Source organism: endosymbiont of Ridgeia piscesae, assembly GCF_001443665.1.
Classification (GTDB): Bacteria; Pseudomonadota; Gammaproteobacteria; order Chromatiales; family Chromatiaceae; genus Endoriftia; species Endoriftia persephonae.
Genome location: NZ_KQ557115.1, coordinates 12,128 through 32,119, shown reverse-complemented (window position 1 = coordinate 32,119; position 19,992 = coordinate 12,128). Strand labels below are relative to the sequence as shown.

General features: G+C 59.3%; 20 protein-coding genes. 11 read left to right on the top strand and 9 right to left on the bottom strand.

Annotation, left to right across the window (positions count from 1 at the left end):
* Positions 1 to 24: 24 nt before the first annotated feature.
* The 4 genes from Ga0074115_RS00185 to Ga0074115_RS00170 form a co-directional block, all read right to left on the bottom strand.
* Positions 25 to 303: a FeoC-like transcriptional regulator gene (locus Ga0074115_RS00185; RefSeq protein WP_057955499.1), complete on the bottom strand. Its 279-nt coding sequence runs from the start codon at positions 301 to 303 to the stop codon at positions 25 to 27.
* The gene (feoB, locus tag Ga0074115_RS00180; RefSeq protein WP_057955500.1) at positions 300 to 2,663 is read right to left on the bottom strand and encodes a Fe(2+) transporter permease subunit FeoB; all 2,364 of its coding nucleotides are present in this window, start codon (positions 2,661 to 2,663) and stop codon (positions 300 to 302) included. The genes Ga0074115_RS00185 and feoB overlap by 4 nt, the downstream gene beginning before the upstream one ends.
* Positions 2,664 to 2,682: 19 nt before the next feature.
* A complete protein-coding gene (locus tag Ga0074115_RS00175) occupies positions 2,683 to 2,940 on the bottom strand; it encodes a FeoA family protein (protein ID WP_057955527.1) in 258 nt (85 codons plus the stop codon).
* A gap of 185 nt (positions 2,941 to 3,125) precedes the next feature.
* Positions 3,126 to 3,833, bottom strand: coding sequence for a class I SAM-dependent methyltransferase (locus tag Ga0074115_RS00170; protein WP_057955501.1), 708 nt, complete (start codon positions 3,831 to 3,833; stop codon positions 3,126 to 3,128).
* A gap of 81 nt (positions 3,834 to 3,914) precedes the next feature.
* Here Ga0074115_RS00170 and Ga0074115_RS00165 point away from each other — a divergent pair, with 81 nt between their 5' ends.
* From Ga0074115_RS00165 to Ga0074115_RS00155, 3 genes are all read left to right on the top strand, one after another.
* On the top strand, positions 3,915 to 5,654 hold the full coding sequence (locus Ga0074115_RS00165) for a chloride channel protein (protein WP_057955502.1): 1,740 nt from the start codon (positions 3,915 to 3,917) through the stop codon (positions 5,652 to 5,654).
* Positions 5,655 to 5,759: 105 nt separating this feature from the next.
* Positions 5,760 to 6,674, top strand: coding sequence for a polyphosphate kinase 2 (gene ppk2, locus Ga0074115_RS00160; protein WP_006474637.1), 915 nt, complete (start codon positions 5,760 to 5,762; stop codon positions 6,672 to 6,674).
* Between the two features lie 50 nt (positions 6,675 to 6,724).
* A complete protein-coding gene (locus Ga0074115_RS00155) occupies positions 6,725 to 7,378 on the top strand; it encodes a methyltransferase family protein (protein ID WP_057955503.1) in 654 nt (217 codons plus the stop codon).
* A gap of 35 nt (positions 7,379 to 7,413) precedes the next feature.
* Here Ga0074115_RS00155 and Ga0074115_RS16510 read toward each other — a convergent pair whose 3' ends face one another.
* The 3 genes from Ga0074115_RS16510 to Ga0074115_RS00140 all read right to left on the bottom strand — a co-directional run bounded on the left by Ga0074115_RS16510 (position 7,414) and on the right by Ga0074115_RS00140 (position 10,715).
* The gene (locus tag Ga0074115_RS16510) at positions 7,414 to 8,112 is read right to left on the bottom strand and encodes a hypothetical protein (RefSeq protein WP_232432824.1); all 699 of its coding nucleotides are present in this window, start codon (positions 8,110 to 8,112) and stop codon (positions 7,414 to 7,416) included.
* A 142-nt stretch (positions 8,113 to 8,254) separates the two neighbouring features.
* Positions 8,255 to 8,872 (bottom strand): MlaC/ttg2D family ABC transporter substrate-binding protein, encoded by a 618-nt coding sequence (locus tag Ga0074115_RS00145; RefSeq protein ID WP_232432823.1) that lies wholly within the window; start codon positions 8,870 to 8,872, stop codon positions 8,255 to 8,257.
* A gap of 271 nt (positions 8,873 to 9,143) precedes the next feature.
* Positions 9,144 to 10,715: a transporter substrate-binding domain-containing protein gene (locus Ga0074115_RS00140; RefSeq protein ID WP_057955505.1), complete on the bottom strand. Its 1,572-nt coding sequence runs from the start codon at positions 10,713 to 10,715 to the stop codon at positions 9,144 to 9,146.
* Positions 10,716 to 10,893: 178 nt separating this feature from the next.
* On the opposite strand from Ga0074115_RS00140, the gene purE reads away from it, so the two are divergent.
* Both purE and Ga0074115_RS00130 read left to right on the top strand, forming a co-directional pair.
* Positions 10,894 to 11,400 (top strand): 5-(carboxyamino)imidazole ribonucleotide mutase, encoded by a 507-nt coding sequence (purE, locus tag Ga0074115_RS00135; protein WP_057955506.1) that lies wholly within the window; start codon positions 10,894 to 10,896, stop codon positions 11,398 to 11,400.
* Entirely contained in the window at positions 11,369 to 11,962 is a 594-nt protein-coding gene (locus Ga0074115_RS00130) for an L-threonylcarbamoyladenylate synthase type 1 TsaC (RefSeq protein ID WP_082626746.1), read from the top strand. Before purE ends, Ga0074115_RS00130 begins: the two co-directional genes overlap by 32 nt.
* A 604-nt stretch (positions 11,963 to 12,566) precedes the next feature.
* On the opposite strand, the gene Ga0074115_RS00125 is transcribed toward Ga0074115_RS00130, so the two are convergent.
* Positions 12,567 to 12,941, bottom strand: a complete 375-nt coding sequence (locus Ga0074115_RS00125) for a thioredoxin family protein (protein ID WP_057955507.1) — start codon at positions 12,939 to 12,941, stop codon at positions 12,567 to 12,569.
* An 85-nt stretch (positions 12,942 to 13,026) separates the two neighbouring features.
* Here Ga0074115_RS00125 and hemB point away from each other — a divergent pair, with 85 nt between their 5' ends.
* A complete protein-coding gene (gene hemB / locus Ga0074115_RS00120) occupies positions 13,027 to 14,037 on the top strand; it encodes a porphobilinogen synthase (RefSeq protein ID WP_057955508.1) in 1,011 nt (336 codons plus the stop codon).
* Between the two features lie 10 nt (positions 14,038 to 14,047).
* Complete coding sequence (aroE, locus tag Ga0074115_RS00115) at positions 14,048 to 14,863, top strand: shikimate dehydrogenase (RefSeq protein WP_057955509.1); 816 nt, start codon at positions 14,048 to 14,050, stop codon at positions 14,861 to 14,863.
* A 20-nt stretch (positions 14,864 to 14,883) separates the two neighbouring features.
* On the opposite strand, the gene Ga0074115_RS00110 is transcribed toward aroE, so the two are convergent.
* Positions 14,884 to 15,426, bottom strand: coding sequence for a gamma carbonic anhydrase family protein (locus Ga0074115_RS00110; protein ID WP_057955510.1), 543 nt, complete (start codon positions 15,424 to 15,426; stop codon positions 14,884 to 14,886).
* Between the two features lie 56 nt (positions 15,427 to 15,482).
* On the opposite strand from Ga0074115_RS00110, the gene Ga0074115_RS00105 reads away from it, so the two are divergent.
* The 4 genes from Ga0074115_RS00105 (at position 15,483) to prlC (ending at position 19,775) form a co-directional block, all read left to right on the top strand.
* The gene (locus Ga0074115_RS00105) at positions 15,483 to 16,025 is read left to right on the top strand and encodes a LemA family protein (protein ID WP_232432842.1); all 543 of its coding nucleotides are present in this window, start codon (positions 15,483 to 15,485) and stop codon (positions 16,023 to 16,025) included.
* A gap of 4 nt (positions 16,026 to 16,029) precedes the next feature.
* The gene (locus tag Ga0074115_RS00100) at positions 16,030 to 16,983 is read left to right on the top strand and encodes a GIDE domain-containing protein (RefSeq protein ID WP_057955512.1); all 954 of its coding nucleotides are present in this window, start codon (positions 16,030 to 16,032) and stop codon (positions 16,981 to 16,983) included.
* Between the two features lie 74 nt (positions 16,984 to 17,057).
* Positions 17,058 to 17,621: a CNP1-like family protein gene (locus tag Ga0074115_RS00095; protein WP_057955513.1), complete on the top strand. Its 564-nt coding sequence runs from the start codon at positions 17,058 to 17,060 to the stop codon at positions 17,619 to 17,621.
* A gap of 117 nt (positions 17,622 to 17,738) precedes the next feature.
* Positions 17,739 to 19,775, top strand: coding sequence for an oligopeptidase A (prlC, locus tag Ga0074115_RS00090; RefSeq protein ID WP_060528087.1), 2,037 nt, complete (start codon positions 17,739 to 17,741; stop codon positions 19,773 to 19,775).
* The last annotated feature ends 217 nt before the right edge of the window (positions 19,776 to 19,992 follow it).

Genomic DNA, 19,992 nt, shown 5'->3' with positions numbered 1-19,992 from the left:
TGCGCCGCGGGCGACGCAGGCACCTCATTGTGAAGGGCAACCTGGATTGAAACGGATCGGATCGGCGGCCGGCCGATCCGCCGCATCCTTCCAGAGATAGAGCTCAGTGGTAGCCGGATCACACTTGCTGCAGCTCGAACCGCAGGCCGCCTGCGCGCTAAGCCGTTCCACCTTGCCCTTGCGAATCCACTGCTCCAGCATGCCACGCGCCGCACCCGGCTCAATATCGAAATGCAGCGCAATGTCGGCCAGGCTCGCCTGCCGACGCTGCTTCAGATAGGTTTTAATCTCGGCGAGGATCATGCCCGTACCCGCCGCAACAGCGCCCTCAGATCCCGTCGCGCCCAGATCCGCAGACCGACAATCACCATCGCCACCAGCAACAACAGTGAGCTGATCCAGGCGGTCGAACTGGCAGGGTGCAGCGAATAGCTGGCGATCTGATAGAAGAGGCTGGCACTGACATAGGCGACACCCGTGGTCCAGGCCGCAACAAAGGCGGCCCAGGCACTGCCCGCCTCGCGCACGATCGCGCCGATAGTCGCCACGCAGGGAAAGTAGAGCAAAATGAACAGCAGATAGGCGAAGGCTCCAGCCTGGCCATCGAAGCGGGCCGCCATCGCACCGAATACATCCACCTCCACCTCCTGCTTCTGCGCTGCTCTACGGGCATCGCTCAGGTCGCCCACTTGCAGGCCGAGCGGATCGAGCAGCTGATTCTTTACCTCGCCCAGGTTCTCCGGCACTGTGGCGGCGGCCTCAGCGATCGCCGCCCAGAAGTCGAACGGCTCCCCGCCGCCAGTATCCCCCGCCTCCTGCCGAGCCAGGCTAGTGTAGATCGAGTCGAGGGTGCCCACCACCGCCTCCTTCGCCAGCACGCCGGTGAATATACCCACCGTGGCGGGCCAGTTCTCCTGTTCGATCCCCATTGGTGAAAACAGCGGGGTGAGCGTCTTGCTGACTGCTGAGAGGGCAGAGTGCTCACTATCCTCGTTGCCAAATGAACCATCGGTGCCCAGGGAATTGAGCACATTGATCGCCAGCACCATCAGCACAATCACCCGCCCCGCCTCTTTGATGAAGAGACGTACCCGATCCCAGGTGCGGAGCGCCACACCCTTGAGGGTCGGCAGATGGTAGGGGGGCAACTCCATCATAAAGCCAGTGCTCTCACCGGAGAGCAGGGTCTTCTTCATGATCAGACCGGTGAGAATCGCAACAACTATGCCGATCAGATAGAGGCCGAACACCAGATTCTGGCCGTTGGCCGGGAAAAAGGCGGTGGCGAACAGCACATAGACCGGTAGCCGTGCGCCACAGGACATGAAGGGATTCATCAGGATGGTGAGCTTGCGCTCGCGCTCGTTCTCCAGGGTGCGGGTTGCCATCACCGCCGGCACATTGCAGCCAAAGCCGACGATTAGCGGCACAAAGGCCTTGCCCGGCAGGCCGATGGAACGCATGAAACGATCCATGACAAACGCAGCGCGCGCCATGTAGCCGGTATCCTCCACCACCGAAAGGAACAGGTAGAGGGCGGCGATGATCGGAATAAAGGTTGCCACCACTTGGATGCCGCCGCCAGCGCCATCGGCGAGCACCACCACCAGCCACTCGGGCAGCCCGAGCTGGCTCAACCAGTGGCCCAGGCCATCGACGAAGATGGCACCGGCAATGCCATCGAAGAAATCGATAAAGGCCCCGCCGATGTTGATCGCGAAGAGGAACATCAGGTACATCACCGCAAGAAAAACCGGGATGCCCAGGATGCGGCTCAAAACGACCCGGTCGATGCGATCACTCAGAGTCTTGCCGACCCGCCCTTGCTCCTTCAATACCGTCTGCGACAGTGCGTGGGCATGACCGTAACGGCTGTCGGCAATATGGATGTCGGTCTCTTCACCGGCGCGCTGCTCAATCGCCTGCTGCCATTCGGCGACTTTTTGTTTCAGTGCATCATCCGCCTGATCGAGGGCGAAGCTGTCTCCTTCCAGCATCTTCAGCAGCAGCCAGCGCCGCTTGGCGGTCTTATGTTGGCCGTGCATCAGGGGATCAAGATCACTCAGCGCCTGCTCCACTGCCTCATCATGAGCCAGCGCAAAACCACCACTCAGCTCGCCCCGGCGTAGCTGTGTCACCCCCTGCTTGAGCTGCTCCAGACCTTCACCGCTGACCGCAACGATCGGTATCACTGGGCAGCCGGTCTCTTCACTCAACTTTTCGGTATCGATGCAGATACCGCGCTTGCGCGCCACATCCATCATGTTGAGCGCAATCAGCACCGGCACGCCCATCTCGAGCATCTGCACGGTGAAGTAGAGGTTACGCTCCAGGTTGGAGGCGTCGATGATATTGACGATCAGGTCGGCATCGCCAGACAGCAGGTAGTCCCGCGTGACCTGTTCATCCAGGGTGGTGGCGTCCAGCGAATAGATGCCTGGCAGGTCGATGACGCTGACCTCCTCGCCATCGAGACTGAAGCGCCCCTCTTTACGATCCACCGTCACGCCGGGCCAATTGCCGGTCTTCTGACGGATTCCGGTCAGGGCGTTGAAGAGGGCTGATTTGCCGCAGTTGGGATTGCCCGCCAACGCGATAGTCAACCGAGACTCGCCCCCAGAGCGGGGTTTGCTCCGCCCGTCACCACATTCACTACAGCCCATCGCTCAGTTCCAGCCCTTCTCAGTCGGCATCCAGAGGCGCCATCATCAGCTTATCGGCGATGCCGCTTCCCAGCGCCACCCGGATACCCCCATTTGCCACCACGACACCCCGCCCACGTTGCTGTAATACCGATATCTCGGCGCCCAACGGCAGACCCAGGCTGATCAGGCGACGCAACAGTTGCCGGCCTCCCTCGACACGCTTGATCCTGGCACGCGCCCCCACCGGCAGCGAGACTAGGCTAATCGATTGATTGTCACACACTCTCTCAACCATCAGAAGCACCATTGTAAAAAACATCAATAACAATAATGATTCTCATTTATAGCAGAGAAGGGCCGCCATCAGCAAATAATATTAGATATACCTAAAATTTTAATGATCCAGTATTGACCCAGATCAATCAGCCATCGCTATTGGTGATCTGTATCACTGCTGCAAGCCAAGACATCTCTGACCAATCAGCCCAGCGGTTTGCGCAACAGATCGACCCGGTGAGGCTTGAGAAAGGCGGCCCGCTCGCCCTCCAGGTGGCGTGCAAATTCGTCCCGCACCCGCTCAAGTCGTCCGTCACTGAGGTCGATCTTTGTGTGAGTGACATTGAGGAAGCGCTGCTCGAATTCCGCCCAGCTGTAGCTGCCGGGCACATTGAAGAAGTGCTCGGCGTGCAGCTCAAACAGGCCGTTCTGCACCACCTGACGCAGTGTATCGAAGGCCTGTTCACGAACTTGCTTTTCATCATGAATCAGGCTCATGATCGCATTGAACGCGCCACTGTAGACCGGCTCGCAGATCCAGGCCATGCCACCCGGCTTGAGTACCCGATGGATCTCCTGCATCGCCGGCAGCTGTAGCTGAATCGGCACATGGTGGAGGGACTTCAGCATGCAGACCAGATCGATGCTCTGCTCCGGCTCGCTGATCGCCTGCGCACCCTCGAGGCGAAACTCGAGGTTCACCGTTGCATGCGAAAGATTTTTCTGGTGTTGTATCTCATCCACTTCGGTACCGATAAACTGGGAATCGGAATAGCATTCTGCCAGTTTTCGAAGCGTCCAGGCCGCACCACACCCCAACTCCAGTACGCGCGCTCCATGCAACGGCAACAGCCGCTCCATGAAATCTATTTCTGTGCTGGTCTGATAGGCCTGCGAATCATTCAATCTCATCTTCTGCTTGGCTGACAACTTCCCGCCCCTCCGTTAAGGTTACTACCGACTGCTGCCTGACTGCGGCATGATACATCAGAGATGCAGAAGCAGATGCGACAACCGCTCAACGACTGGCTCCACCATACTCGCCTGCATCTGGCGCGCCCGGATGCGCTGCTCCTGCTAGCATTGCTGGGGCTGATCACCGGGGTCATTGCCGGCGCTGTGATCGTCGTCTTTCGAATACTTGTCGAGAGTACCCAGGGCAGCCTGCTGCCAGGCAATCTGGCGGAAAACTATGAGGGCCTTCCCGCGCTGCTGCGATTTTTGCTGCCGGTGGCGGGCGGACTGCTGATCGGTTTGATCTTCCACCACTTTGCCCGCGGCTTACACGTGTTGGGGATCGCCCGGCTGATCGAGCGTCTCGCCTATCATCAGGGACACCTGGGGCTGCGAGAGTTTCTGCTGCAGTTCTTTGGTGCCGCGGTTGCCATCGGTTCCGGCCACTCGGTAGGGCGGGAGGGACCGCATGTATTCCTTGGCGCAGCAGCCGGTTCACTGCTCGGCCAGCACTTCTCTCTGCCCAACAATAGCATCCGTACCATGGTGGGCTGCGGCACCGCCGCCGGCATCGCGGCCTCTTTTAACACCCCTCTGGCCGGTGTGATCTTCGCACTCGAGGTGGTGATGATGGAGTACACACCGAGCAGCTTTATCCCGATCATCCTTGCGGCGGTGGGCGCCAATGGCGTGGCGGTCTATTTTCTTGGCAGCGACAGTGCCTTCTCCATGCCGCATTTCCAGCTCAGTTCGATTGGCGAGCTGGGCGTGGTGGCGTTGCTCGGCATTGTTGCCGGCAGCGCCTCGGCCCTGTTTATTCAGCTGGTACAGAAAACATCGGCGATCAGCAAACCCTGGCCCTTCTGGGTCAGAACCACCACTGCCGGGGCCCTGGTTGGCGGCATCGGCCTGTTTCTGCCACAGGTCCTCGGTATTGGCTACGACACGGCACAGAGCATCCTACTCGGCGAACTGGGCATGGAGCTGCTAATCCTGTTGGTACTGGCCAAGATTTTTGCCACCTCCGCCAGCATTGGCATGGGTATCCCCGGCGGCATCATCGGCCCTGCACTCTTCATCGGCGCGGCGATCGGTGGGATTGTTGCCGAGCTGCCGACACTTTTGTTCAATACTCCAACCGCAGACCCCGGTTTCTATGCCCTGATCGGCATGGGGGCGATGATGGGCGCCAGCCTGCAGGCGCCGCTGGCGGCGCTAACCGCGATCATCGAGCTCACCAACAGCCCTCAGGTGGTGATGCCTGGCATGCTCGCCATCGTCATTGCCGGTCTTACCAGTGGTGAAATATTTCAGAAGAAATCTCTGTTCATTGCGATCCTTGAATCGAGCGGCCTCAACTACCGCACCGATCCAGTGATGCAATCCCTGCGCCGCATCGGTGTCGCATCGGTAATGAGCCAGAAGCTGGTCCACTGCCGCTCCCGAAATCATCGCGAGGCACTGATCTCCCTCTTGGCAGAAGCACCCGAGTGGTTTCTTGTTGAGACCGACGGAACCCCCTCCGATCTGATCTACGCCGCTGATCTGGCCCGTTATGCCGAAGAGGCCATGGAGGAGGAGATCGATCTGATGGAGATTCCCGCGCGCCGCCTGCAGCTCGCCGATATCTCCCTGCAGGCAACCCTGCAGGAGGCGGTGGAACGGCTCGACTCAAGCGGCGCCGAGGCACTCTATGTCGCGCGACGTAAAAAAGGGGGCGGCCAGCGGATTCTCGGCGTGCTGACCCGGGAGCAGATTGAATCGGCGTATCGAGTCTAATCTCAGCTATCGACACTGGGGTACAAATAAAAAAAGGCTATACTTAATCGTTTGGGTCGCCCTAGTTTACGCGCCCACGTATCGTCCCTGAGCAGGAGCAGTATCATGTATGATGAAATCCAGAATCCCGAGTTTGTCCTCTACAATGATCAACCGATCAGGCTTTCAGAACTCCTGCATGAACAGAAGCAGTTACGGGACGAGGTAGCCAGGCAGAAGAAGAATCAGAAAAAGGCGATTCGGCGCTTCGAACGGGAGGAGGCGCTCAAACCCTATCAGGCTGAACTGATACAGATGCAACAGTATCTGGAGCGGACCGGCACCCGCATGATCATCCTCTTCGAGGGACGCGATGCCGCCGGCAAGGGCGGTACCATCCGCCGCGTCACCCGTTATATGAACGAAAAACACTACCGAGTGGTGGCGCTGGGCAAACCCACCGAAGAGCAGCGTACCCAATGGTTCTTCCAGAAGTATGTGCGCGAATGTCCATCCGGCGGCGAGGTGGTACTGTTCGATCGCAGTTGGTACAACCGCGCCGTAGTGGAGCCAATCTTTGGCTTCTGCACCCAAGAAGAGTACGAACATTTCATGATCGGCTGCCCCGGTTTTGAGAAGGATCTGGTGCGCCAGGGTACGATCCTGGTCAAGCTCTATTTTTCGGTCACCAAGGAGGAGCAGGCGCGGCGTTTTGAACGGCGCAAGAGCGATCCTTTACGGCAGTGGAAGCTTTCTGAGATCGACGTACAGGCGCAGGATCGTTGGGATGACTTCACCAATCAGAAGTATGAGATGCTGCGCCGCACCAACACCACTCACGCACCCTGGACCATCATCCGCTCCAACGACAAGCACCAAGCCCGCATCAACGCCATGAAGGTGATCCTCAACGCTGTGCCTTATCAGCGGCTCGATCCGGAACTCGACTTTGTGCCGGACCACGAGATCGTCATCTCCGGCTCCCGAGAACTGGAATTGATGGAGGCACAACGCCTGCAAAGCGGCAAGTTTGTTGGATAGCTGCACTACCGCATCTCATTTAGCCAGACTAGGCAACACCCGGTAGCGCAATGCAGCCAACGGAACACCTCACCATGCTTGCGCTGGCCTGGTTGGCCTATTTTGCACTGCACTCCCTGTTCGCCTCACTTGGCTTCAAACAGAGGGTAATCGGCAGCTGGCCCGCCTTGGCAGCCTGGTATCGGCTACTCTTCAACCTGCTGGCAGTGCTGCTGCTAATTCCACCACTGGCGCTACTCTACAGCTGGTCTGACGAGATGCTCTGGCAGTGGCAGGGCATCGGTCGCTGGCTGAGTGGCGGCACATCACTGGCGGCAATCGCGGGTTTTTTCTGGTCACTACGCTATTACGACAGCAAGGAGTTCATCGGTCTGCGACAGCTGTCGGACAGGAGAAGCGGCACTCAGATCGATCAGGAAGCATTCACGATATCGCCTCTGCACCGCTTTGTTCGGCATCCCTGGTACAGCCTTGGGCTGGTGATTGTGTGGTCCCAGTCGATGAATGGCGCCTATCTGCTCTCAGCGATCCTGATAACACTCTACTTTGTGCTGGGATCCAGACTGGAGGAGCAGAAGCTCATCGCCTTTCATGGTGATGTTTATCGAAGCTATTGTGCAAAGGTGCCTTCGCTGCTGCCTCTGCCATGGAAGTATCTGCAAAAAGGCGAGGCCGCATTCCTGGCGAAAAAAGCCCAGAAATAGAGCGGGTCACCCGGGCGTACCCGGGTGCTGTCAAGTCAGTAGTCAGGGCTCCAGAAATTGTTTATGGCGCCATACGGCCCCGGCCCAAAACCCTGCGGATTGCCACGCCCCATGCCGGGCCCATGCATCATAGGCCCCCAACCGCCCCGGCCACCTCGCATGTGACGGCGTTTCATGGCACGGCAGGCCGCCTGCTGTTCCGGGGTCATCCCATCAATGACCTCCTGATGCTTTTTCCACTCCGCCTCTGCGGCAGCCCACGCATCTTCTCTTGCCTTCCAGGGTGGTGTCTCTGGCATCTCTCGCCCCATAGCTGCGGCACGCTCTCGCATCTCCTGGTAACGCTCATTGCGGTATGCATCCCGCTCTTCAGGAGACATATCGCGTAGCTTCTCCATGCGTTGCATGCGCTCTTCCATGGAGGTCCACTCCGGCATCATGCCCCGATGCTCTTCCCAAGGCGGCCGATTCGGCAGCATCACACCAGACTCCAGCGCACGTTTGCGCAACATTTCATAACGCTTCGTCCGCGCTTCCCAACGCGCTTCCCAATTGTCGGTCACCGGCGGAGTTACAGCTGCCTCACTCGCATCATCAGCCGTGGCATTCGTTTGCACCTGCGACATCTCGCCCACTGTAGATGCAGGTTCAGCAACCTCTTCTGCCGCGATAGTGCCGGCAGACAAAGACCAAAGCAGAGAGAGGGCGACAGAGAGGGTGGTTTTCTTCAGCATACGGCATCTCCATTGATATACAGATCCAGGCCAGCAAAAGCTTTCTGGAACAAAGACGTAATCGATCCGGCAGGTCAATCTATCGCTTGAGCTTCAGCAGATCAATCAACCTTTACAGCTCAACACGCCTTTCAGTCTAGCATCATGAGGCGGGCTCGACGGTGTCAGTCTTTGCGCCCTTTTTTAGCTGAAGTGCTTTGCGTTCAAGCTTGTAGAGGAGCCCTTCCATGCCCTCTCGTTTCACCAGCCCCCGATACTCGACACGATAGTTGCTGATCAGGCTGACCCCCTCGATGACCACATCATAGACAGCCCAATCATTGCTTTTGGATAGCAGCTTAAAATCGATGGGGATCTGCTTTGATTTTGTGATCAGCATAGTCTGCACCACCGCACGCTTTCCTTGGCGTTTTTCCCGCCCGATGCGCACCTCTTCCCCACTATAGTTATCGATCGCTGAGAAGTAGGTATTTTCCATCAGCTCCCTGAAATAGCGTTCAAACCGATCCCGCTGTTCGTCAGTGGCCTTGCGCCAGTTGATCGCCAGAATGATTCTCGACATTACCCGATAGTCGAAATGGCTGCGCACGACGTCACGCACTGCCAAGCGCCGCTGCTCGCGGTTGAGATTCGGGTTATTCAGCACCTGCATCACCGCATCCATGGAGAGTGTTACCCGTTCAGTGGGTGAGATCCCTTCCTCAGCAGACGCCGATACCGTGATTAACAGAAACAGCAGAGAGTAGAGTGTCCACCTCATCCTCTTAATCCCCCAACAAGGAAAGGAAGTGAAGCCGATTCAAAAGATAGCAGGAAAAACCCTGCTATCCATGATTGGCGATATGAGAAAGATGGTTGGGGAGTGAGTTAAGAGGCTCCTGAACAAATCATGGACGGCAGCCTTGCGGCCCAAATTTCCTACTGCTGCGTGGGAAATCTTGGCAATAGGCCAGCTATTACCTGCGATTTTCTTCTTGCAGCAGAAAATTTGGCCTCCTAATTCTGCTCGCCCAAATTCATTCTGGGAGCCCCTAAAGCCCCTGATAGGCAGAACCCACACCAGCGTTCGTAGTGCCTTCCGGCGCCTGCCCCTCTTCTTGACTGGTGACAGGCTCATCCTTGACCAGCTGCGGTTTCTGCGTCGGCCGCGGCCCGACCTTTGGCTGCAGGTCGTCAGGCTTGACCTGTTCTGACGGCTCGGGCTGGGGCTCCAGCTTGGTCTGGAGGTGCTCAGAGAGCTGATAGGTCACACCGGCCTGTTTCACCACGCACCCCCGTGAGTTGCGGATTGTGCGGTAGTGGTTAACGACCCAGATCACGCTACCATCAGAACGCAGCAGCCGATATTCAAGACTACTCACTGCGTTTTTCGACATCGCCCGGGTCAACCGATCCACCACTCGATCTCGGTCATCAGGATGAATTTTGGAGATGACTTCGTGGGGGGTGCCGCCGAAGGTACCCGGCAGCTCCCCTGCAAGCCGGCACATACCCTTGTCCCAGCGATAGCGATTGCGTTTCAGGTCCCACTCCCAGAAGCCGAAAGGCAGCGCTTCAGAGAGCAGGTTCAACCGCCCCTGAATCGACCGAATCTTCCGTTTTGCGCGCCGAATCAAGGTCTTCAGCTGCTCACGCTCATGCTTCATCTCCTTTTCGATCTTGCGTCGACGCAGCAGCGAGCTCTTCATCGATTTGGTGCGCCGCGAAACCTTGCGCTTGACCAACCAGCGAAACGCCAGATACCACCCGACAAACCAGCCGAGCAGCAGAACAATAATCAATGCGCCCCGCACCGTTTCGTTATCTGTGAGGCTTGGCGCCTCGCCGATGTTGGACCAGCGCCGACGGATGCTGCCGTGCTCTTCTGGCGTGATCAGCGCAATGCTTTTCTCGAGAATCGAAGCCACCAGGGCCTGGTTGCTGTCGACCGCCATCACCAGATTCAACAGACCACCGATCGCGCCATACTCCTGCAGCCGGTCAATCCCCTGACGCTTGAGATGATAGCGCGACGAGGCGATATCTCCGAGATAAGCGTCGACCAAACCATTGTTGACGCTCTGCAAGCCAGCCAGAGCACCAGATACCTCAACCCGCCGGATATTGGGGTAGCGCTCATTGACCCAACGACTCCAAAAACCGCCGCGAACAACGGCCACCGCACGCCCATCCATCTCAGTAGGGGTCAGTAGTGGGCCGTTTTTTCTGGTATAGATCGCTCCCGGAATCGAGAGATAGGGTTGGGTGAAGCGCATGCTCGACGCCCTATCCACCGACCAGGTGGTGGCTCCGACCATGTCGATCTCTCCATCCTTGAGTGCGCGCTCCATCGCCGAAACCTCATTGAAGCGCACCACCTTCAGCCCAGCCCCCGCCTTCTCGGCGACAAAGCGAAGATAGTCTGCCGCCACGCCCCGCGGCTGGTTAGCCTCACCAAGGTAAAGGATAGGCGAGTTAGTATTGATGATGCCGACCCGCAACTGAGGGTGTGCTTTCAGCCACGCCATCTCTTCCTTGCTGTACTCGACTCCAGACGCCATCACCTCTGCCATGACACTCATGACGAGAATGAAGCCCCCCAGCATGCGCCGAAAATGTACCATCGATCTTCTCCAAAAGTTCCGGCAGCGCTTTAGCCCAAGCTAGCCAGGCTATGCGTGGAACAACAATTTTTTCGCGTCCAACAATCAACCCAGTGCTTCACAAAGCAGTTCACACTGGTCATAAAATAGGCTTTCGGGTATCTTCTCCCGCCTTCCAACAGATAAAAAACCTGATCCAATGAACAAGCCCTTTGTAGCCGTACTAATGGGATCCGATTCGGACCTGCCCGTTATGCAATCCACCCTGGACGTGCTTCGCGCCCTGGCGATCCCCTATGAAGTGAAGATCACCTCCGCACACCGCACCCCCGATACCACCCACACTTACGTGAAGAACGCCGATCAGCGCGGCTGCGCCGTGTTCATCGCCGCCGCTGGCCTCGCCGCCCATCTCGCGGGTGCGGTTTCCGCCGCAACCCTGAAACCGGTCATTGGCGTCCCGCTCGACGCTGGTCCGCTAAAGGGCATGGATTCACTACTCTCCACCGTGCAGATGCCCGGTGGAATCCCCGTCGCAACCGTTGCCATAGGCAAGGCCGGCGCAAAAAATGCTGCCTATCTCGCCTCTCAGATCATGGCGCTGGGCGATACCGAGCTGGCAACACGCATTCGTGCCGAACGCGAAGCCAACGCCAAAGGCGTGATCGAAAAGGATGCCAAACTCCAAGCCGACCTTGCCCGCTAATCCATCCATCCATCCCTGGCGGTTACGTCAAGCCGCCAGGGTGATCCTTGGTGGCGGTATTCTCGCCTATCCAACCGAATCGGTTTTCGGACTCGGCTGCGACCCGCTCAATCCCCAGGCGGTATTCCGCTTGCTACGCCTGAAGCAGCGGCCAGTCAGCAAGGGGCTGATACTCATCGCCTCCGACTTCAATCAACTGCAGCCCTTCATCGACCAACTGCCATCGCAACAACTAGAGCCGGTAGTACAGAGCTGGCCCGGCCCCCACACCTGGGTGTTGCCTGCGGCCCCGACACTGCCATTCTGGCTGCGCGGCGATCACTCGGGCATCGCGGTGCGGGTAACCAACCATCCGTTGGCGGCGGCTCTCTGCCGTGCCAGCGGTCGTCCACTCGTCTCGACCAGCGCCAATCGCAGTAACCATCCACCTGCACGCAATGCGCTACAGGTGCGTCTGTGCTGTGGCGGGGAGATCGACATGATTCTACATGGCGCCACCCAGGGGCTCGCCCAGCCCACATCAATCCGTGACGCACTGACCGGAATCATCCTGAGATCTTGAGTCAGTCAAGCCTAAGGCTCTCCTCTATGTCAGTACAACTTGCCTTCCCAGCCAGCACTGATCATTTATCGGATATGCAGAATACCACTCGCTTCTCCCCAAAATAGAGGAACAATCCGCACTTTTTCGATATTTTTCGAGGAAATCAGGGGAAAGACTCAAGCATCTGAAGTGGTTGCCGCCTTACCTCTTCTTGCATTGCAACCCCACCAAATATTCAACCCAGAGGGCCACAAGAAGTCACTCCTCGAGACTCCCCCGCTGCATCAGGGACGCTGGAAAACGGACAAAAAAAGGCCCAACCGGGGAGGAGTTGGACCTTAGAGTAGCGCAATATTTGCGCTGGAGGAGGATCACATTCAATGTCTGTCTGTTGCCCTTATTGATCGGCGCCCATCAATAAACCTTTAGCCTGTGCGAAAAAAAAATTCACACCCCCGCAAAAACCAGCCACGAACTCGTAACTAATTGTTAACAAAGAAATAACTGAACAACCAACAACCTCATAAAAGAGCCCACACTTTCATGAGACAATCATTTGTGATTTAAATTCCCCTACTCCCGCAGATTTTTCCTCTCTCCTCACCCTATCTCGACCAGCCAATCAGGCGCTGCGCTGCGCCAGATAGTCGCCCAAATGCTCCTCAATCCACTGTCGCAGCCAGTGACTCGCCCGTGAACCGTGAAAGCGCCCCAACTCTTCCCCGTGGTGGAACAAAATCACCGTCGGAAAACCCCGCAGACGAAAGCGGCCCGCCAGGCGCATATTGTCATCCACCTCCACCTTGCCAAGGCGCACCACGCCTTCGAGCTCATCGATGACCCGCTCCAGCGCCGGTGCCAGCGAGATACAGGGGGCACACCACTCAGCCCAGAAATCGACCATCACCGGTTGCTGATTGGAGGCATCGATCACCTTCTGCTCAAAGGTGGCCTCTTCGACATCATAAATGTAGGGAGATCTGTGCGACTTCTGCATGCCCTTCAATGCCTCAGAATTGGTTAAAAGCGCGCATCATAGGGTATCTTATGGGGTTTACCCAAACCGTCAGGGGACCGAATCCATGCCGAACTCAAGTAGCCGTTCGCCCTTTCCCGCCACCCGCATGCGCCGCATGCGCCGCAGCGACTTCTCCCGCCGCATAATGCGCGAGAGCCGCTTGAGCCCCGACGACTTCATCTATCCGGTATTCGTGCTCGAAGGCCAGGGCCAGCGGGAGGCGGTGCCCTCCATGCCCGGTGTGGAACGGATGAGCGTTGAGCTGCTGATCGAAGAGGCAAAGACCATCTATGGGTTGGGCGTGCCCGCGATGGCTCTGTTCCCTGTCACCCCTATGCAGGTAAAGACCGAGGATGCCCGCGAGGCCTTCAACCCGGATGGCCTGGCACAACGGGCCGTGCGCGCACTCAAGGATGCCGTACCCGATCTCGGCATCATCACCGACGTGGCGCTCGACCCCTTCACCACCCACGGTCAGGACGGCCTGATCGATGCCACCGGCTACGTACTCAACGACGAGACTAAGGAGGTGCTGGTAAAGCAGGCCCTCTCCCACGCCGCCGCCGGTGCCGACGTGGTCGCCCCCTCCGACATGATGGACGGACGCATCGGCGATATCCGCACCGCTCTCGAGAGTGACGGTCACATCCACACCCGCATCCTCGCCTACTCCGCCAAATATGCCTCCAGCTTCTACGGCCCGTTCCGCGATGCAGTCGGCTCCGCCGCTAACCTTGGCGGCGGCAACAAATACAGTTATCAGCAGGATCCGGCCAACAGCGACGAAGCGCTGCACGAGGTCGCCCTCGACCTGCAGGAGGGCGCCGACATGGTGATGGTGAAGCCAGGCATGCCCTATCTCGACATCGTCCGACGTATCAAGGATGAGTTCATGGTACCCACCTTCGCCTATCAGGTGAGCGGCGAATACGCGATGCTCAAGGCCGCCGCGCAGAACGGCTGGCTCGACGAACAGGCGGTGGTGATGGAATCGCTGCTCTGCATCAAACGCGCCGGCGCCGACGGCATCCTCACCTACTTCGCCAGACAGGCGGCCGAGTGGCTCAACGCTTGAGCAGATCAACATGAGCGACCGCTACGCCGTCATCGGCAACCCCATCGAACACAGCAAGTCACCGCTAATCCACGCCGCCTTCGCCAGACAGACCGGTGAAGCGATCGAATATGGCCGCCTGCTCGGCAGGCTGGATGATTTCGAAGGTGATGCGAAGCGCTTTTTTACCGAGGGTGGGAAGGGGCTCAACGTCACCGTACCGTTCAAAGAGCAGGCCTGGCGCATGGCCGACGAACTGAGCCAGCGCGCCCACACCGCCGGCGCGGTCAACACGCTGATCCGCCTGGAGAACAACCAGCTGCGTGGCGACAACACCGACGGTGTCGGCCTGGTGCGCGATCTGAGTCACAACCACAGCTTTGAACTGGCGGACAGCCGGGTGCTGATCCTCGGTGCCGGCGGTGCAGTGCGCGGGGTACTGCGGCCACTGCTGGAAGCCAAACCGAAGCGCCTGATCATCGCCAACCGCACCGCCGCTAAGGCCTACTCCCTCGCCACAGGTGTCGCCGAACTGGGGCGGGTGGCCGGCTGCGGCTTGGACGAGCTGGAGGGAATGGAGTTTGACCTGATCATCAACGGCACCGCCGCCGGGCTGCAGGGTTCAGTGCCACAGATCCCCGATAGCGTGCTGGCAAAAGGCGGCTGGTGCTACGACATGCTCTACAGCGACCAGGTCACAGCTTTCCAGCAGTGGGGTTACGACCACAAGGCGAGCCGCGCCCTGGATGGACTCGGCATGTTGGTGGAGCAGGCCGCCGAATCGTTCCGCCTGTGGCGCGGCATCTTGCCCCACACCAAATCGGTGATCGCCCAGCTGAGAGGCTAGGAAGCCTCTCAGCGGCATTCCTACGGCTTACCCAGCCGATGCCGCCCGGCCAGCCGCACATAGTGTTGCGCGGAGTAGTCCAGAAACTCCCGCTCCTGTTCGCTCAGCACCCGCACCCGGCGGGCGGGCGAACCGACCCACAGATAGCCTCCTTCGAGGTGCTTGCCTGGCGGCACCAGCGAGCCTGCACCAACCATGGCACCGGGGTCGAGCACCGCGCCATCAAGGATTCTCGCCCCCATGCCGATAAAGCAGCCATCGCCAATCGTGCAGGCATGCAGGATCGCCTGATGCCCCACCGTCACCCGGTCGCCGATCAACAGCGGCAGCCCACCCGGCAGATAGGCGCTGTCGTGGGAGACATGCAGCACCGAACCATCCTGGATGTTGCTTGCGGCGCCAACAGTGATACGGTGCACATCGCCACGGAGCACACTCATCGGCCAGATCGACGATTGCGGACCGACACTCACATCACCGATGATCACTGCGGTCTCATCCACCCAGGCGTCGTCGTCGATCTGGGGGGTGCGGGATTCGAACGAGCGGATATTATTAGGCATAGAACTCTTTCAGCTGGGGGAACACAATGGAGATTGTACTGTTCGTCTTGATCGGCATGACCATCGCTGCCGTACTCTACGGGATCATGATCTACAACAACCTGGTTCGACTCAAACACGGCGTCAGCAAGGCCTGGTCAAACATCGACATCCTCTTGAAACAGCGCCACGACGAGCTACCAAAACTGGTCGAGACCTGCAAACAGTACATGAAATTTGAGCAGGAAACCCTGGAAAAAGTGATGCTGGCGCGCGCTGCGGTGTTCAAGGCCCGGGAAAAAGGCGACGTGGGGGCAGTTGGCGCTGCTGAGAGCGAACTGCGCATCGGCCTCGGCAATCTCTTCGCAGTAGCGGAGAACTACCCGGATCTGAAGGCTAACGACTCCTTCCTGCACCTGCAGTCACGCATCACCGGACTGGAGAACACCATCGCCGACCGGCGTGAGTTCTACAACGAGAGCGTCAATAACAGCAACGTTCGCATCGAACAGTTCCCCGATGTAATCATCGCCGGCATGTTCCATTTCAAACCGGCCGAACTACTAGAGTTCAGCGGGGCAGAGAAGCAGGACGTGAATATGGGCGCACTGTTTAGCTAGCACCATGCACCACGACATCCTCACCATGCCGGAACTGACGTTCTGGATCTGGGTGAACAGCTTAGCGCTGCTCTGTCTCGCCGCTCTCTGGTTCGCCTTCCGCAACCTCTCCCGCGCGCGCATCATCGAAGACACCCCCACCTCATTGATCCGCTCCGCCCACCAGGGCTATGTGGAGCTGAACGGCACTGCCGCAGCGATGCAGGGGGAGCCGATCCTCACCCCACTGACCCACGTCCCCTGCTGCTGGTATCGCTACCGCATCGAACGCCGCCACGAAAAAGGCTGGCGCACCTCCCAGCAGGGCAGCAGCGATGGCCTGTTCCTGATCAAAGATCCCACCGGCCAGTGCATCATCGACCCCGACGGGGCGCAAATCACCCCCAGCGAGCGGCAGGTCTGGTACGGTGGCTCCAGCTTCGCCACCGCCATGCCGGCCCGTAGCGGCGGCGGCTCCAGCCTCGCCGGCCTGTTCAGCGCCGCCCTCTCGCTGAGTGAACAGGGCCATCTGGGTGAGCACTACCGCTACACCGAAGAGACCATCTACCCCGGCGATCCGCTCTATGCCATCGGCCTGTTTAAATCCTTTGACGAGACCGACCGCCAGGCGCTGATCAAGGCGCACGCCAGCGACCTGCTGCGCCAGTGGAAGCAGGATCATCCCGAGTTGCTAGCGCGTTTCGACCGCAACGGTGACAGTCGCATCGACCTGGATGAGTGGGATCAGGCGCGCCGCCAGGCCCATCGCCAGGCAACCCGGGAGGAGGCCGCCGCCAACCGCCAGAACCTACACACCCTGAGCAACACCGGTGCCAGCCGCCGCCCCTTCATCATCTCCAGCCACGCCGAATTCAAGCTCGTCACCCGTTACAAGCGCATCGCCTTCGCCGCCATCAGCAGTTTTTTTCTTGCCGGCGGCATCGCCAGCTGGATGCTCGGCGTCCGACTGCTCAGCTGAACTTTGCTAGAATCGGCCGAACTCCAGCGTCCCACCACTGTCACACTCAAACAATCTCCAGAGCTGATCGAACCATGCGCCACCCGATCCTGATCCAGACCCTCATCCTCGCCAGCCTGGCGCTGCCCCTGCAGGCCAAGGATCGCCCCTTCATCGATGAGGCCGATCCCCAGGCCCGGCCCGATCTGGAGGAGACCGTCTGGAAGGAGCAGGCGACCAAGCTACCCGAACTGCCCAAGGCAGAGAACCTGGTGGAGTTCCAGGTCGATGACCCCAACAGCCGCTTTCGCTACTTCATCGACCGCAGCGCCCTGCAACTGGGCAAGGATGGCGTGACTCGCACCCTGATTGTGATCCGCTCCGCCAGCGGCGCCATCAACACCTCCTTCGAAGGCTTCCACTGCGGCGAACGCCGCTACAAGGTCTACGCCTATGGCGGTAAAAAAGGCCTCAAGGCGGTCAAGATAGCGAAATGGAAGCGGGTGATGAAGAGCGGCTACGGTAACTTCCGCAACCCGCTCTACAGCCACTACTTGTGTGACATCCTCACCGGCCTCCCCTTCACCCCCGAGCAGACCCTCCACGCCATGCAGAGCAACCAGTCGCTGCAGGAACGCCCCAGCTTCATCGACGACTAACGGTCGGCTAAACCCGCGAATCCCCACGGGGACCAGGCAGCCAAAAAGCTATAGAATCGCCGCAGATTTCCCACGGGGCCTGTGCCCCGCTGACAGATCCCTTACGGAGCCTACCGAATGTCCAACGCCCTGCTCGAGATGGAAGGCCTGCCCGCCTTCTCCCGCATCACCCCTGATCTGGTCGAGCCCGCCATCGACCAGCTGCTGGCCCACAACCGGGCCGAGACCGAACGCCTATTGCGCCAGCCCAAACCTTTCACCTGGGGCAACCTGATCGAGCCGCTGGAGATCCTCGATGACCAACTCAGCCGCGCCTGGTCACCGGTCAGCCACATGAACTCGGTGGTCAATAACGATGCGCTGCGCGCCGCCTACAACGCCTGCCTGCCAAAACTGAGCGAATATGGCACCGAGATGGGGCAGAACGCCAAACTCTGCGCCGCCTACAAAGCGGTCGCGGAGGAAGACACCAGCCTCGATCCGGTACAGCGCAAGCTGCTCGACAACGCGCTCAAGGATTTTCACCTCTCCGGCGTCGATCTGCCCGAGGCCGAAAAATCACGCTTCAAGGCGATCAGCCAGCAGCTCTCCCAGCTCACCAGCAAATATGAGGAGAACCTGCTCGATGCCACCAACGCCTGGAGCAAGCGGATCGACGACCCCGAGGCCCTGGCCGGCCTGCCCGAGTCGGCTCTGGCGCTGGCCAAGCAGACCGCCGAACAGCGCGGCACGAGCGGCTGGCTACTGACCCTGGAGTTCCCCTCCTATCTGCCGGTGATGAGCTACGCCGATGACCGCGAGTTACGCCGCGAGGTCTATGAGGCCTTCGCCACTCGCGCCTCCGACCAGGGGCCCCATGACAAGGCGTTCGACAACAGCGAGTTGATGGAGCAGATCCTGGCGCTGCGCCATGAGCAGGCCCAGCTGCTCGGCTTCGCCAACTACGCCGAGCGCTCCCTGGCGCGCAAGATGGCCCGCTCAACCGATGCGGTGATGGCATTTCTTCACGACCTAGCCGAGCGCTCCCGCCCCCAGGCCCAGCGCGAGCTCGAAGAGCTGCGCCTGTTCGCCCGTGAGGAACATGGCATTCTGGAGCTGCAGGCCTGGGACATTGGCTACTACAGCGAGAAGCTGCGCCAACACCGCCACAACATCAGCCAGGAGGAGCTCAAGCCCTACTTCCCCGAGACCAAGGTAGTGCCCGGTATGTTCGCAGTGGTGGAGCAGCTCTACGGCATCCAGATCAAGGCGATCGAGGGGGTCGACAGTTGGCACCCGGATGTGCGCTTCTTCGAGATTCGCGACGCCGACGGCCAGCTACGCGGCCAGTTCTATCTCGACCTCTACGCGCGACCGAAAAAGCGCGGCGGCGCCTGGATGGACGATTGCGCCAGCCGCTTCTTCACCGACCAGCTCGATCAGACCCCGGTGGCCTACCTCACCTGCAACTTCTCACCGCCAGTGGGCGAGCAGCCAGCGCTGTTCACCCACGACGAGGTTGAGACCCTGTTCCACGAGTTCGGCCACGGCCTGCACCATCTGCTGACCCGCATCGACTACCCGGCGGTGGCCGGCATCAACGGCGTCGCCAGGGACGCGGTGGAACTGCCGAGCCAGTTCATGGAGAACTTCTGCTGGGAACGCGAGGCGCTTAACCTGATCTCCGGCCACTGGGAGACGGGGGAACCGATCCCCGACGACCTCTACCAACGCATGAAGGCGGCGAAGAATTTCCAGTCGGCGATGCAGATGGTGCGCCAGCTCGAGTTCTCGATCTTCGACTTCCGCATCCACCGGGAGTACGAGCCGGCCCACGGCGGACGCATCTATGAGATCCTCGATGAGGTGAGGCAGCAGGTCTCGGTGGTCATCCCGCCGACCTGGAACCGCTTCGCCCACGGCTTCTCCCACATCTTCGCCGGCGGCTACGCGGCAGGCTACTACAGCTACAAGTGGGCAGAGGTGCTCTCCGCCGACGCCTTCTCCCTATTCGAAGAGCGGGGCACCTTCGACGCCGAGACAGGGCGGGCCTTCCTGCAGGAGATTCTGGAGCAGGGCGGCTCGAAGCAGGCGATGGAGCTGTTCACCGCCTTCCGCGGGCGGGAGCCGCAGATCGATGCACTATTGCGACATAGCGGCATAACAGCGGAATAAAGCCGGAGAATCAGAGCAGTGGGGGGTGGATAGCTCGGCATTAGGAGCCTCTGAATAAGTCTGAACGAAGTGGATCGCAATTCAGGATGTTCAGAGGCGCAAATTGCACGTAAAGCTACCGCTCCCTGCTCACGCTCCCCTCCTACAGGAATATAGGGGATAACTGGCTATTGCGAACGACTGCATGGATGCAGGAGGTAGAGCAACGCAAGGAGCC